The sequence below is a fragment of the Streptomyces sp. NPDC040405 genome, from assembly GCF_055595765.1.
Genome location: NZ_JBVIVI010000023.1, coordinates 48,381 through 61,505 on the forward strand (window position 1 = coordinate 48,381; position 13,125 = coordinate 61,505).

Genomic DNA, 13,125 nt, shown 5'->3' on the forward strand with positions numbered 1-13,125 from the left:
GTTTCGCCCCACCCTTTTCCGTCCGCGCCCGCGCATCCGCACGGCTGCTCTGCCTCGCTCGTGCGGGCGGGCGGGCGGCGCTGTCGATGAATCGAGTTCTCATGTCCTCTGCTCAGCCTGTCCACTCCTGGGACGAACCAGCGGGAATCGCCCCGCGTGGCACGCTCGTGCTCCTTCCCGGTCGGGGTGAACACGGCGGTGTGTACGAGCGGTTCGGCCGCCGGATCTCCGCCGACGGCTATCGCGTCCGTGCCCTGCGGGACGCCTCGTCCGACCCGGAGGCCGTCACCGAGGCGGCCACCAAGCTGTTGCTCGACGAGACGGCCCCGGGCCCCCGCGTACTGGTCGGCTCCGACACCGGGGCGTCCCACGCGGCGCGGCTCGCCTCCCTCGGCACCTCCGGGCCGGACGCACTGATCCTCGCCGGACTGCCGACCGGGCCGCACCCCGCCGAGGTGGCCGCTTCGGACTGGGAGGACGAGCTGGAGCGGCGCACCGCCTGCCCCACGCACCGGGGCAGGCTGACCGGCGACGCGGCGTTCCGGCGCGGCGCCCTGGCGGGTCCGTCGGCGCTGGAGTCGGCGGCGCTGGAGCCGTCGGCGCTGGACGGGATCTCCGTTCCGGTGCTCGGGCTGCACGGTGCCGAGGACACCGTCAGCCCGCTGGGTGAGATACGCCGCGTGTTCCGTGGCCTGCCCGGCGCGGAGCTGGTGAGCCTGGCCGGAACACGGCACGACGTCCTCAACGACGTGACCCACCGCAGCGCCGCCGCCACCGTGGTCCTGTTCTTGGAGCGGCTGCGGCTGGACCCCGGCCTAGCACCCATCGCCGTCACGGAGGACCTGGTATGACCGCCCCCGTTCTCACCACTCCGGCCGAGCTGTACTCCCGGCTGTTCCACGGTGACCCGGCGCCCGTCGTCCTGGACGTACGGTGGCGGCTCGGCGATCCGCACGGCCGTGAGCACTACCTCGCCGGACACATCCCCGGCGCGGTCCACGTCGACCTGGACACCGAACTCGCCGCACCGCCCGCCCCGGAGAGCGGCCGCCATCCCCTGCCGGACCCCGCCGCGTTGCAGCGGGCCGCGCGCCGCTGGGGACTTGACGACGGCCGTCCGGTGGTGGTGTACGACGACAACGGCAACACCGCCGCCGCTCGCGCCTGGTGGCTGCTGCGGTGGGCTGGGGTCGAGCGGGTCTCGCTGCTGGACGGGGCGCTGGCCGCGTGGCGCGCGGCCGGACTGCCGGTCGAAACGGGCGAGCCCGCCCCGCCTCCCGAGGGGAACGTCGTGCTCGCCGCCGGGCAGTTGCCGGTGCTGGACGCCGACGCGGCGGCCGAGGTGGCCCGTACCGGCGTCCTGCTGGACGCGCGGGCGGCCGAGCGGTACCGGGGCGAGATCGAGCCGGTCGATCCGCGCGCCGGGCACATTCCCGGCGCCCTGTCCGCCCCGACGGGCGACAATCTGGCGCCGGACGGCACGTTCCACAGCGTGGACGCGCTGACGTGGCGTTTCGCCGCGCTGGGCGTCGACGGCACGACAGAGGTCGGTGTCTACTGCGGCTCCGGCGTCACGGCCGCCCACACGGCCGTGGCCCTGGCCCGCGTCGGCATCACGCCCGCGCTCTACCCCGGCTCCTGGTCCGCCTGGTCCGCCGACACCTCGCGCCCCGCGGCCGTGGGTGCGTCGCCGGGCTGATCCGGCGCCCGCACACCTCCTGTGAACACTTCCCGATCGAGAGGCCGCATCATGCCCTCCCCGCACTCCTCCGTGTCCGGGGCCTCACCGCCCCCGCACACCTCCGCACCACCACCCCCCGGTGCGGCGAAGGACTCGACGCCGCCCGCCGAGCCCGCGGTGGCACGGACGTCCCGCCGCTCCACCGCGGGCCCCCGGCCCCGACCCCGCCTCCGGGTCCCGCGCGGGGTCCGGCGCGCGTCCGGGCCCGTCGGGCTGCTGCTGCTGTGGTTCCTGGCCGCCGCGACGGGCCTGCTCCCCGAGTCCGTGCTGGCCTCCCCCGTCGAAGTCGTACGGCGCGGGGCGGACCTCATCGGTACCGGTGAGCTGCCGCAGGCCATCGCCGCCTCCGGCCGTCGCGCGGCCCTCGGCTTCGTCATCGGCGCGGCCGTGGCGCTCGCCCTGTCGCTCACCGCGGGGCTGTTCCGGCTGGGCGAGGACGTCATCGACTCCTCCATGGGCATGTTCCGGGCGATTCCCTGGGTGGGCCTGATCCCGTTGTTCATCGTCTGGTTCGGCATCGACGAGACACCGAAGATCGCGCTGGTGGCGCTCGGTGTCACCTACCCGCTGTACTTCAACATCTACGGCGGCATCCGTTCCGCCGACGCGCAGCTGATCGAGGCCGGGCGGATGGTGGGCCTTGGCCGCATCGGACTGATCCGGTACGTCATCCTGCCGTCCGCGCTGCCCGGTGCGCTGGTGGGGTTGCGGTACGCACTGTCCACCGCGTGGCTTGCCCTGGTCTTCGCCGAGCAGGTCAACGCGGACGCCGGTATCGGCTATCTGATGAGCAACGCCCAGCAGTACTTCCAGACCGACGTCATCGTCCTGTGCCTCGCCGTGTACGCGGTGCTGGGGCTGCTCTGCGACTTCGCGGTGCGGTTGCTGTCCCGGCGGCTGCTGGACTGGCGGGCCTCGTTCGAGGGAGAGGGAGCATGACCGCGGTGAACGGCACGAACAGTGTGGAGGTCCGCGGACTGACCCGCGCCTTCGGCGACAAGACGGTGATCGACGGGCTCGGCATCACCATCCGCGAGGGCGAGTTCGTGGCCCTGCTCGGCCAGAGCGGCTGCGGAAAGTCGACGCTGCTGCGGATCCTCGCTGGGCTGGACAGCGAGACCGAGGGCGAGGTGGACGTACCGGAGCGACGCTCGGTGGCCTTCCAGTCGCCACGGCTGATGCCATGGCTGCGGGTGTGGCACAACGTCGTGCTCGGTCTGCCGCGCGGGGACCGCGCGCTCGCCGAGCGCTATCTGGCCGAGGTCGGCATCGAGGAGTACGCGGGCGCCTGGCCCCGGACCCTCTCCGGCGGTCAGGCCCAGCGCGTCTCGCTGGCCCGTGCGCTGGTACACCAGCCCGAACTGCTGCTGCTGGACGAGCCGTTCGGCGCGCTCGACGCGCTCACCCGCGGCAAGGCGCAGCGGCTGGTGGCCGATCTGTGGCAGCGACACGGCTGCTCGATCCTGCTGGTCACGCACGACGTCGAGGAGGCGCTGCTGCTGGCGGACCGGGTGCTGGTGATGGACGACGGGCGAATCGCCTACGAGACGGAGGCGGGCCTCGAACGCCCGCGCGACCTCGGCTCCCCCGACTTCGTGGCGCTGCGTGGCGAACTCCTGCGACGGCTGGGCGTCGACGACGCCTCGGCCCTTTCGCACCACCGGGACGAGGTAACCGCATGAACCGCATGGACCGTTTGAACACCGGAAAACGCAGGGCCACGGTCGCGGCGCGCACGCTCGGCGCGGCGCTGTCGCTCACCGCCCTCCTCGCCACCAGCGCGTGCGCGGGCGACAGCCAGGCGGCGTCCGAGACCGATCCGTCGAAGGTGACCCTGACCCTCGGTGACCAGGCCAAGAACCTGAAGACCCTCTTCGACGCCTCCGGTGCCCTCAAGGGAACGCCGTACAAGGTGAAGTGGGCCGAGTTCGAGGGCGCCGCACCGCTGTTCCAGGCCGTGCAGGCCGGGGCCGCCGACACCTCGTACGCCGCCGATCTGCCCACCCTCCAGGCACTCTCGGGCGGGGTACGCGTCAAGGCCGTCGGGTCGCTGCACAACGACGGCACCCACACCGGGATCGTGGTCCGGAAGAACTCACCGGTGAGGAGCGTCAAGGACCTCAAGGGGAAGAAGGTCGTGGTCTCCTCGGCCAAGGGGTCCATCGCCGAGTATCTGCTGGCGCACGCGCTGGAGCAGGCGGGGCTGAGCTACTCGGACGTCCATGTGCAGTATCTGCTGCCCACCGACGCCCAGGCCGCCTTCACCTCCGGCAAGATCGAAGCCTGGGCCACGTTCGGCGTGTACAAGACGGTGGCCGAGCAGCACGGGGGCCGTCTCCTGGTCAACGGGGCGAACGGGCGGGTGAGCGGCTACGGCTTCATCGGGGCCTCCGAGAAGGCCCTTGAGGTCCCGGCGAAGAAGAAGGCCATCGCCGACTATCTGCGCCGCCTCGACAAGGCCCTGGCCTGGTCCCGCCGGCACCCCGCGGAGTACGCCAAGGCCATCCAGCGCACCAACGGAGCGTCGGCCACGGTTGCCAAGGCCCTGGTCGACCAGTCCAACAGCGAACTGCTGCCGGTGAATGAGTCGGTGATCCGGTCCGTGCAGAAGGTCGGCGACACCATGAACCGCATCGGTGTGCTCACCCCCAAGCCGGTCCTCGCCGACCACGTCGACACCAGCCTCGTCAAGGAGTGACCGCAGCCATGCCCGTCGAGTTCATCAGCGCCGTCCACCCCAACCCCGCCACCGAGGGCGACCCTACCGCGGGTTCCGGAATCGATGTGGGCTACGCCCGCCGCTACGCCCGCGCCCTGGACGACTCCGGCTTCGACTACACCCTGGTCACCTACCACTCGGCCTCCCCCGACGCGCTACAGCTGGCCCAGTTCGTCGCCCATCACACCGAGCGCATCAAACCGGTGCTCGCCCACCGCCCCGGAGTGGTCTTCCCCACCCACGCGGCCCGCGCACTGGCCACGTTGGACCAGATCAGCGCCGGGCGGCTGGTGGTGCACATCATCTCCGGCGGCAACGACGAGGAGCAGCACCGCGAGGGCGACTATCTGGGCAAGAGCGAGCGGTACGCCCGCTCGGACGAGTACATCCAAATCCTGCGCAGCGTGTGGGAGGCCGACGGGCCGATCTCCCATGAGGGCCCGTATTACCGCTTCGAGGGCTTCCGCTCCGACGTCGCCCCGTACCACGGCACCATCCCCATCTCGGTGGGCGGCTCGTCACAGGACGCGTACCGGGTGGGCGGGCAGCAGGGGGACATCTTCGGGCTGTGGGGCGAACCGCTGAAGGAAACCGCCGAGCAGATCGCCTCGGTGAACGCGTACGCGGACGCCGCCGGCCGACCCCGGCCACGCATCTGGGTGTCCTTTCGGCCGATCATCGCCCCCACCGACGAACTGGCCTGGGAGAAGGCCCACCGCACCCTGGGCGCGGTCAAGGCCAACCACGCCGAGCGGGCCAAGCGCCGGCACTACCCGGCGGTCGGCCAGGGCGCCCCGTCCAACGTCGGATCGCAGCGGCTGCTGGCCGCCGCCGAGCGCGGCGAGGTGCACGACCGCTGCCTGTGGACCGCACCCGCCGCGGCCACCAACGCCGCCGGTGCGTCCACGGCGCTGGTCGGCTCCCCGGAGACGGTCGCCAAGGCGCTGCTCGACTACGTCGACATCGGCTGCGAGCTGCTGTCCATCCGCGGCTACGACCCGCTCAACGACGCCATCGACTACGGGCGTCACGTACTGCCGCTGGTCCGTCAGGAGCTGGCGCACCGCGCCGCCACCTCGGCCGCCTGACGTCGGACCGCCCTCTCTTCCTCGTTCCCCCAATGAAAGGCATCATCCGGATGTCCAGGCCACCGGCCCGCTTTCGTTCCCGGCGCCTCCGCGCCCGTACCGCTCTCGCCGTCGCCGTGGCGCTGGCCGCCGGTGCGCTGAGCGCCTGTGGCGGCTCCGCGGGAGCGGACGGGAGCGGGAAAGGATCCTCCGTCACCCTCCGGGTTGGTGCGACCGGCTGGAAGAAGGAGGAGGCGCTGCTGAAGTTCGCGCATCTGGACGACACTCCGTACCAGGTGAAGTGGAACCTGTTCCAGGGCGGCGACAGGCAGTTGGAGGCGGTGCGCGCCGGTGCGCTGGACGTGGCGAGTTCCAGCGAGATCCCGCCGGTCTTCGCGGCGGCCGACGGAAAGCCGAACTTCAAGGTCGCCGCCGTGGAGCGCGGCAACACCCTCAACCAGGAGGTCGTGGCCCCCAAGGGGTCCACGGTCACCTCGATGCCGCAACTGCGGGGCAAGAAGGTCGGCTACGTCGAGAACACCACCGCCCACTACTTCCTCTACGAACTGCTGAAGCGGGCCGGGCTCGGCTGGAACGACATCGAGGCCGCCCCGCTGGATCCCGACAAGGGGATCGCCGCGTTGAACGGCGGTTCCATCGACGCGTTCGCCGGATACGGCAACGCGGTCATCACCGCCCATCAGCGGGGAGCCCGCACCATCGGTTCCGGCAAGGACATACTCTCCGGCAACTTCCTGTGGACGGCTTCGGACGACACCCTCGGCGGCGCGGCCGAGCGCAGGGCGCTGGCGGATCTGCTGACCCGTATCGACAAGGCGTACGCCTATGTGCGCGACGGGCGTCAGAAGGAGTACGCGAAGGTCATCGCCGCCGCCACCCACCAGCCGGTGGATCAGGCGCTGGAGGAGTTCACGGCGGGCGAGGCCCAGCGCAGGACCGGGATACGGCCGGTGAGCGCCCAGGCCACCGCCTCCGAGCAGAAAGTCGCCGACGCCTTCGGTGCGCTCGGGGCGGTGAAGCAGGAGCTGACGGTGAGCAGTTTCTGGAGCGACCGGCTGAGCGCGCGGCTTCGAAAGGCGCTCGCCTCATGACCACTGACCTATCGGTGCCCGTCCCGGATCTCTCCTCGCTGTCATCCGTGACGCGACAGCTCGCCACGACCGCGGCCGCATACGACCGCGACGGCGCGTTTCCGGCCGAGGGGATCCGCGTCGCTCACGAGGCCGGACTGCTCACCGCCACCGTCGGCGAGCGGTACGGGGGTCCCGCCCTCGGGGTGGCGGCCACCGCGCGCATCCTGCACGCGCTCGGCGAAGGTGATCCGTCGGTGGCGCTGATCGCCGCCATGAGCCTGTCCGTCCACCGCCGCCAGGCCGTGCGGCCGCACTGGCCGGAAGAGCTGTACGGGCAGGTGCTGGCCGGGGCCGCTGCGCGGCCGGTGCTGCTCAACCACATCCGTGTCGAGCCCGAACTCGGCTCCCCCGCGCGGGGAGGGCTGCCCTTGACGGTGGCCCGGCGCACCCCGGACAGCTGGTCACTCAGCGGCCGCAAGCGCTTCGCGACCGGGGTGGAGGCGCTGGACTGGCTGCTGGTGTGGGCCACCACGGACGAGCCCACGCCACGGGTCGGCACCTTCCTGGTGCCCGGCACCGCACCCGGAATCGAGATCACCCACCGCTGGAACCATCTGGGGCTGCGCGCCAGCGGAAGCCATGACATCGCGCTGCATGACGTCGAGATTCCCAAGGGCAACGTCATCGACCTGACCGAGCACGGCGCCGCGGCGGAGCAGGACAACCGCGCGGGCGCGGCCCTCCATCTGCCGCTCGCCGCCCTCTACCTGGGTGTGGCGCGCGCCGCCCAGGGGTACGTCCAGCGCTTCGCCCACGAACGGATCCCTCCCAACCTCGGCCATCCGGTGGCCCGTACCGAGCGCTTCCGGCGCGTGGCCGGTGAGATCGCGCTGCGGCTGGACTCGGCCGAACATCTGGTGTTCACCGGTGCGGAACGGGTCGATGGGGCCGACGGCTCGTACACCCCCGAACACGCGCTGGGCGCCCGTGTCCTGGCGGACCGGCACGCCACCGAGGCGGTCGCCCTGGGGGTGCGACTGCTGGGGAACCCGGGGCTGTCCCGCGACAACCCCCTGGAACGCCACTTCCGGGACATCCAGTGCGCCCCGGTACACGCCCCGCAGGAAGACACGGCGCTGCTCGCCATCGGCGCGGCCGCGCTCGGCACACGAAGTGAGAGGCCGACATGACCGCCCCGCTGTCCGGTCCGGATACCGCCGACCGCACGGGCACCGCACACGCGCACGCCACCGGTACGGATGCCGCCGCCGCGCTGCTGACGGCTCTGCGCCGCGACCTGCCCGACGGGGCGCTCGGCACAGGGCCCGAGGCCACCGGCCCGTTCGCCACCGACCGCTCCGGCAGCAGGCCGAACGGCGTCCCGCTCGCGGTCGTCCACGCCACGCGCACCGAGCACGTCCAGGCGGCGCTGCGGCACGCCCACGACCTGCGGGTACCGGTCGTGCCGCGCGGGGCGGGAACAGGGCTGTCCGGAGGGGCGAGCGCGGGCGCGGGCAGTGTCGTCCTCGATCTGTCACGGATGAACCGCGTCCTGGAGCTGAGCCCCGAGGAGCAGATCGCCATTGTCGAGCCGGGTGTCATCACCGCCGAACTGGACCGCGCGGCAGGCGAGTTCGGGCTGCGCTACGCGCCCGACCCGGCGAGCGCGGCGATCTCGACCATCGGCGGGAACATCGCGACCAACGCGGGCGGGCTCCGCTGCGCCAAGTACGGGGTCACCAGGGACGCGCTCCTGGGCCTTGACGCGGTGCTCGCAGACGGGACGCTGGTGCGGACCGGACGGCGCACGGTCAAGGGCGTCACCGGCTATGACCTGACCGGCCTGCTCACCGGATCCGAGGGCACCCTCGGGGTGATCACCGCCGCCACCCTGCGACTGCGCCCGGTGCCGGAGGAGACCGTCACGGTCGCCGCGCACTTCACCACGTTCGCCCAGGGCGCCGAGGCCGTTTCCGCGCTCACCGCCGCCCGTGTCGAGCCCGCCATGGCCGAGCTGCTCGACGGCCCGGTACTGGGCGCGGTGGACGACGCCCAGGGCACGGATCTGCGGTCGCGCGGGGGCGCACTGCTGCTCCTGCAGTGCGATGGGCGGGGCGCGGCCGCCGAGGCCGACGCGGCCGTACGGTGCTTGCGCGGACGGGCGACGTCGGTCGAGGTCACCGGGGATCCGGCCGAGGCGGACCGGCTGCTCGCCGCGCGGCGGCTCGCGCTGCCCTCGCTGGAGCGGCTGGGCCGGGTCCTGATCGAGGACATCGCCGTACCCCGGAACAGGCTGGCCACCGCCGTACGCGAGATCGACGCCGCAGCCGACCGCCACGGGGTGCGGATCTTCACCTTCGCCCATGCCGCCGACGGCAACCTCCACCCCATTCTCGTCCTCGACCCGGCCCTCCCCGGCATCCCGGACGCCGCCTGGCAGGCCGCGGGCGACATCTTCAGCGCCGCTCTGCGCCTCGGCGGCACGCTCACCGGCGAACACGGCGTGGGCACCCTCAAACGACGATGGCTCGCCGACGAACTCGGACCGGACCAGCACCGGCTCCAGCGAGGCATCAAGGCGGCCTTCGACCCGCACGGCATCCTCAACCCGGGCAAGGCGCTCTGACGTCGTCCCGCGGCCGCTGCTTCCCGTACCCCGTACTGCGTACCGACGATTTCGAGGTGACCCTCCATGTCCACCGTCCTGTCAGTTTCCGGAAGCCCCTCCGCCGCCTCCCGCACCGCCCGTCTCCTACGCCAACTGGACTCCCGGCTCGCCACACAGGGGCACCAGGTGATCCCCCTGGACGTCCGCACACTTCCGGCCGAGGCCCTGCTGCACGCGGACTTCGGACATCCGGAGATCGTCCGCGCCACCCAGCTCGTCGCACAGGCCGACGCCGTCGTCATCGGCACCCCGGTCTACAAGGCCGCGTACTCGGGGCTGCTGAAGTCGCTGCTCGACCTGCTGCCGCAGTACGCGCTGGAGGGCAAGACGGTGCTGCCGCTGGCAACCGGCGGCAGCACCGCTCATGTGCTGGCCATCGACTACGGGCTGCGTCCGGTGCTCGCCTCCATGGGGGCGGTACACATCACACCGGGCTGGTTCGTGCTGGACAAGCACATCGAAACGCGGGACGACGGGGGTCTCGTGGTGGACCCCGCCGCGCAGGCAGGGCTCGAGCGGGTCGTCGACCAGTTCTCCGCCGTGCTGAGCAGCCCGGGTTCCGCCGACGCCGACGCCGTCGCCGCGTGAACGCGTCGCACTCGGCTCAGCGGCGTTGCCACTCCTCGGCGAGCAGTTCGTAGGAGCGCACCCGGTCGGCATGGCGGTGGGTGATGGTGGTGATGAGCAGTTCGTCGGCGCCGGTGGCTTCCTGAAGTCGTTCGAGGTCGTCGGCGACGCGCGCGGGCGAGCCGACGAACTGGGTGTCCACGCGGTCGGCGACCAGCTCCCGGTCCGCGTCGGACCAGACGTGGGCGCGGGCCCGTTCGAGGGCGGGAAAGGGAATGGCACCCTCGGCGGTGCGGATGCTGCGGCACCTCGTAGCTTGGTGGCACGTTCGCGTGCGCTCGCGTCGTCCTCGGCCACCACGACATCGGCGGAGACGCTGACGTACGGCCTGTCGAGAGTCTTGGACGGCTGGAACGCGGCGCGGTACGCGTCGACGGCCTCTTCGAGGCCGCCATGTGCGGCTTGCCGCACATGGCGGCCTCGATGGTGCTGTCGATCGTCCCGGAGGGAAGTTCGTAGGTCTGGTCGTCGAACTGGAACTGCATGAGCGCCGTCGAGCCATCGGCGGAGACGGTGACCCCCGGTATCGGCCGGCCCTCCACCTGCAGTGGGACGGGCGTCTTGCCGGAGGACGGCTGTCCGGCAGCCTGAGCCACCGCCGCCTGACCCGTATCAGGGTGCTGTTCTCCCCCTAGGCGGCTTGCTGAGCCATGACCTTCCGGGCGTCGATGACGCGGTCGCGACGGTAGACGGCATCCACTGCCGCGACCAGGGCAGCCTGGACCTTCTGTGCGACATCCCGTGAGTTCCCCTGAGCTCTGCTGACTCCCTGGGCCCGTGGCCGGGGGGTTCTTCCTCCTTCGTGTGCTCTGTTGGCTTGTGACGTAACTTCGGGATTTCTGAAGCGTTCTCATCTCGTCCGACCGATCTGTAGTCGGACCGAAGGCGAGGAGGCTCGGGTTGGCGGCGCTGGCAGTCGTACGGGACCTGCGTGAGCACTGGGCGCCCGCGTCGGCGGAGGAACTGGAGCGGTTCGAGACCGACGTGCTGTCAGGGTTCGTTCTCGCGCGGGCCTCGGCAGGGCTGGCGGACGGCACCATCCGCGGGGACGTCGGTCACCTGGATCAGATCAGGTCCTGGTTCGGCCGACCGTTGTGGGACATGGAGCCCGCCGACGCGGATGCGTACTTCGGGAAGGTACTGCGGCACTCGCCCAGCGGCACCCGGCTGGGCCGGTCACAGGCGCTGAGTACGTACTTCATGTTCCTGGAGCTGCGGCACAAGGTCGAGATCCACCGGATGACCGGCCGGGTGGTCGAGTGCCCGATCGACGAGATGAACCGGCCGCGCGGGGCCAAGGATGCACAGTTGCGGATCCCGCCGAGCGAGCCGGAGGTCGGGGCGCTGTTCACGGGCTGGGGTGGCGAGCTGGCGACCTGCAGGAAGTTCGCCCCGACCGCCCGGAACTACACCGCCTCGAAGCTGATGTCCCAGGTCGGCCTGCGGGTGAGCGAGGCATGCGGCCTCGACCTGGACGACATCAAGTGGGACCTGGGCCGCTTCGGCAAGCTCCACGTCCGCCACGGCAAGGGCGCCCGCGGCTCGGGGCCGCGTGAGCGGATGGTGCCGCTGATCAACGGTGCCGACCGGACGCTGCGGTGGTTCATCGAGGACGTGTGGGGTCAGTTCGACGACGATCACACACGGCCCGGTGCCCCGCTGTTCCCGAGTGAGCGGAAGAACACCGACGGTTCCGCACGCCGGGTCGGCGACGACGCCCTGCGCAACGGTCTTGACAACGCCGTCGAGGCTCACCTGCCGGGCTGGACAGACAGGTTGACGCCGCACGTCCTGCGGCATTTCTGCGCGTCCCAGCTTTATGGGAATGGGCTGGACTTGCTCGCGATCCAGGAGGTTTTGGGACATTCCTGGATTGCCACCACGATGCGGTATATCCACGTGCAGCAGACCCGGGTCGAGGACGCCTGGGTCGCCGGGATGGAACGGGCCGCGAAGCGGCTGGAAGGGCTGGCCCGATGAGGTGGAACCTGCGGCTGACCGCCGCGAACAAGGGTATCTGGAAGGCGTCCGAGCTCCAGCGGAGCCTGGCCGAGCACGGCTTGGTGATCTCGGCCGGAAAGATGTCCGGGCTGTGGTCCGGCCAGCCTGTCTCCCTCAAGCTGGACGACCTGGACGTCATCTGCGTCGTGCTGGGCTGCGAGATCGGCGACCTGTTGATCCCGGAACCGCAGAAGGTTACCCGCCCCGGCGAGGAGAACATCAGCCGGACCGCTGTCGGTGTCGCCGCACCGGTTCCGGCGGTGGTGCCCAAGCGTCGCGACGGCCGGTCGCTGCCGCCTGCATGAGCCGGTATCCGAAGGCCTACTACAAGCCCACCGACTCCTGCGACGGCTGCCTGGCCTGGGGCGACTTCAGCGGACGGCTCTGTCCGACCTGCTACATGTTCGGCCGCAGCCACGCGACGGCCGTCTGCACCGGCTGCCGCCGTGTCCAGCCGCTGAAGTGGGATTTCTGTCGTCTGTGCTGGTGCCAGGCCCGGTTGGAGGCCCAGGCCGCTGTCGACCAGCTGGCCGCGGAGGCCGATGTGAGGGCGCGCCTCAACGCGGTCCGGCACCATCAACTGTTCTTCATGGGCATGCACCACCGCAACGGATCGGCACCCGCCCCTCGGCGGCGCGGCGGACGGCGGGGCGCCCCTCGCAAGCCGCCGCCCGCGCCGGCCTGGCGGCCGAATGCCGACTGGAGACAGCTGCCGCTGTTCGGACAGGTCCCGCGCGGCTACGGCCGCCTCGACCCCTCCGGCGTCGACTTGACCAGCCCCTGGCTGACCTGGGCGAAGTACCTCGCTCACCGGTTCGCCGAGGCACGGGGCTGGGGACGCAACATCCGCTTCGCCGTCAACCGCGGCCTGGCCCTTGTCCTCACCGGGTACGTCGAGGGCGACGCCATCCGGCACAGCGAGATCTTCACCCCGCTCCGGTCCCGCGACCTCCCGGTCGGCCACGTCGCCACGGTCCTGGAGGAGATGGGGATCTTCGAGGACGACAGCGAACCCTCCTTCGAGGGCTGGCTCGCCGAGCGTCTGCAGGGTCTCGCACCCGGCATCCGCCCGGAGGCCGAGCGCTGGACCCGCGTTCTGCGTGACGGTGGCCCCCGCAGCCTCCCGCGACGGGAAGGCACGGTCTGGCTCTACCTCAACCGTGTCCGGCCGGCCCTGCTGGAATGGTCGGACCGCTATGACCACCTGC

At 71.5% G+C, this 13,125-nt stretch carries 12 protein-coding genes and 2 pseudogenes; 13 read left to right on the plus strand and 1 reads right to left on the minus strand.

The genetic code is table 11. The features are described from left to right. Nucleotides 1–200 precede the first annotated feature (200 nt). The 10 genes from ACZ59A_RS43230 to ssuE all read left to right on the plus strand — a co-directional run bounded on the left by ACZ59A_RS43230 (nucleotide 201) and on the right by ssuE (nucleotide 9,877). Nucleotides 201–851: an alpha/beta hydrolase gene (locus ACZ59A_RS43230; protein WP_470970919.1), complete on the plus strand. Its 651-nt coding sequence runs from the start codon at nucleotides 201–203 to the stop codon at nucleotides 849–851. Beyond that, complete coding sequence (locus ACZ59A_RS43235) at nucleotides 848–1,699, plus strand: sulfurtransferase (RefSeq protein ID WP_470970922.1); 852 nt, start codon at nucleotides 848–850, stop codon at nucleotides 1,697–1,699. Before ACZ59A_RS43230 ends, ACZ59A_RS43235 begins: the two co-directional genes overlap by 4 nt. A gap of 51 nt (nucleotides 1,700–1,750) precedes the next feature. Beyond that, nucleotides 1,751–2,680, plus strand: a complete 930-nt coding sequence (locus ACZ59A_RS43240; RefSeq protein WP_470970924.1) for an ABC transporter permease — start codon at nucleotides 1,751–1,753, stop codon at nucleotides 2,678–2,680. Continuing rightward, the gene (locus tag ACZ59A_RS43245) at nucleotides 2,677–3,423 is read left to right on the plus strand and encodes an ABC transporter ATP-binding protein (protein WP_470970927.1); all 747 of its coding nucleotides are present in this window, start codon (nucleotides 2,677–2,679) and stop codon (nucleotides 3,421–3,423) included. The genes ACZ59A_RS43240 and ACZ59A_RS43245 overlap by 4 nt, the downstream gene beginning before the upstream one ends. Beyond that, nucleotides 3,420–4,439, plus strand: a complete 1,020-nt coding sequence (locus ACZ59A_RS43250) for an ABC transporter substrate-binding protein (protein ID WP_470970930.1) — start codon at nucleotides 3,420–3,422, stop codon at nucleotides 4,437–4,439. Before ACZ59A_RS43245 ends, ACZ59A_RS43250 begins: the two co-directional genes overlap by 4 nt. Before the next feature lie 8 nt (nucleotides 4,440–4,447). Next, nucleotides 4,448–5,548, plus strand: coding sequence for an LLM class flavin-dependent oxidoreductase (locus ACZ59A_RS43255; protein WP_468055575.1), 1,101 nt, complete (start codon nucleotides 4,448–4,450; stop codon nucleotides 5,546–5,548). A gap of 50 nt (nucleotides 5,549–5,598) precedes the next feature. Continuing rightward, a complete protein-coding gene (locus tag ACZ59A_RS43260; RefSeq protein ID WP_470970932.1) occupies nucleotides 5,599–6,639 on the plus strand; it encodes an ABC transporter substrate-binding protein in 1,041 nt (346 codons plus the stop codon). Beyond that, entirely contained in the window at nucleotides 6,636–7,811 is a 1,176-nt protein-coding gene (locus ACZ59A_RS43265) for an acyl-CoA dehydrogenase family protein (RefSeq protein ID WP_470970935.1), read from the plus strand. Before ACZ59A_RS43260 ends, ACZ59A_RS43265 begins: the two co-directional genes overlap by 4 nt. Beyond that, nucleotides 7,808–9,247, plus strand: coding sequence for an FAD-binding oxidoreductase (locus ACZ59A_RS43270; RefSeq protein ID WP_470970937.1), 1,440 nt, complete (start codon nucleotides 7,808–7,810; stop codon nucleotides 9,245–9,247). The genes ACZ59A_RS43265 and ACZ59A_RS43270 overlap by 4 nt, the downstream gene beginning before the upstream one ends. Nucleotides 9,248–9,313: 66 nt before the next feature. Continuing rightward, nucleotides 9,314–9,877, plus strand: coding sequence for an NADPH-dependent FMN reductase (gene ssuE / locus ACZ59A_RS43275; RefSeq protein ID WP_470970940.1), 564 nt, complete (start codon nucleotides 9,314–9,316; stop codon nucleotides 9,875–9,877). Nucleotides 9,878–9,893: 16 nt separating this feature from the next. On the opposite strand, the pseudogene ACZ59A_RS43280 reads toward ssuE, so the two are convergent. After that, nucleotides 9,894–10,297, minus strand: a pseudogene (locus ACZ59A_RS43280) (LLM class oxidoreductase); the annotation flags it as partial. 519 nt (nucleotides 10,298–10,816) lie between these two features. Here ACZ59A_RS43280 and ACZ59A_RS43285 point away from each other — a divergent pair. The 3 genes and pseudogenes from ACZ59A_RS43285 to ACZ59A_RS43295 all read left to right on the plus strand — a co-directional run. Then, complete coding sequence (locus ACZ59A_RS43285; protein WP_451095395.1) at nucleotides 10,817–11,896, plus strand: tyrosine-type recombinase/integrase; 1,080 nt, start codon at nucleotides 10,817–10,819, stop codon at nucleotides 11,894–11,896. Continuing rightward, nucleotides 11,893–12,222, plus strand: a complete 330-nt coding sequence (locus ACZ59A_RS43290; protein WP_470970943.1) for a helix-turn-helix domain-containing protein — start codon at nucleotides 11,893–11,895, stop codon at nucleotides 12,220–12,222. The genes ACZ59A_RS43285 and ACZ59A_RS43290 overlap by 4 nt, the downstream gene beginning before the upstream one ends. After that, nucleotides 12,219–13,125: pseudogene (locus ACZ59A_RS43295) on the plus strand (hypothetical protein); the annotation flags it as partial. The gene ACZ59A_RS43290 and the pseudogene ACZ59A_RS43295, both read left to right, overlap by 4 nt.

What these genes read in the sequence shown, in the direction of transcription:
- ACZ59A_RS43235 (WP_470970922.1), top strand. Translation starts at nt 848, where the DNA reads ATGACCGCCCCCGTTCTCACCACTCCGGCCGAGCTGTACTCCCGGCTG.
- ACZ59A_RS43240 (WP_470970924.1), top strand. Translation starts at nt 1,751, where the DNA reads ATGCCCTCCCCGCACTCCTCCGTGTCCGGGGCCTCACCGCCCCCGCAC.
- ACZ59A_RS43245 (WP_470970927.1), top strand. Translation starts at nt 2,677, where the DNA reads ATGACCGCGGTGAACGGCACGAACAGTGTGGAGGTCCGCGGACTGACC.
- ACZ59A_RS43250 (WP_470970930.1), top strand. Translation starts at nt 3,420, where the DNA reads ATGAACCGCATGGACCGTTTGAACACCGGAAAACGCAGGGCCACGGTC.
- ACZ59A_RS43255 (WP_468055575.1), top strand. Translation starts at nt 4,448, where the DNA reads ATGCCCGTCGAGTTCATCAGCGCCGTCCACCCCAACCCCGCCACCGAG.
- ACZ59A_RS43260 (WP_470970932.1), top strand. Translation starts at nt 5,599, where the DNA reads ATGTCCAGGCCACCGGCCCGCTTTCGTTCCCGGCGCCTCCGCGCCCGT.
- ACZ59A_RS43265 (WP_470970935.1), top strand. Translation starts at nt 6,636, where the DNA reads ATGACCACTGACCTATCGGTGCCCGTCCCGGATCTCTCCTCGCTGTCA.
- ACZ59A_RS43270 (WP_470970937.1), top strand. Translation starts at nt 7,808, where the DNA reads ATGACCGCCCCGCTGTCCGGTCCGGATACCGCCGACCGCACGGGCACC.
- ssuE (WP_470970940.1), top strand. Translation starts at nt 9,314, where the DNA reads ATGTCCACCGTCCTGTCAGTTTCCGGAAGCCCCTCCGCCGCCTCCCGC.
- ACZ59A_RS43290 (WP_470970943.1), top strand. Translation starts at nt 11,893, where the DNA reads ATGAGGTGGAACCTGCGGCTGACCGCCGCGAACAAGGGTATCTGGAAG.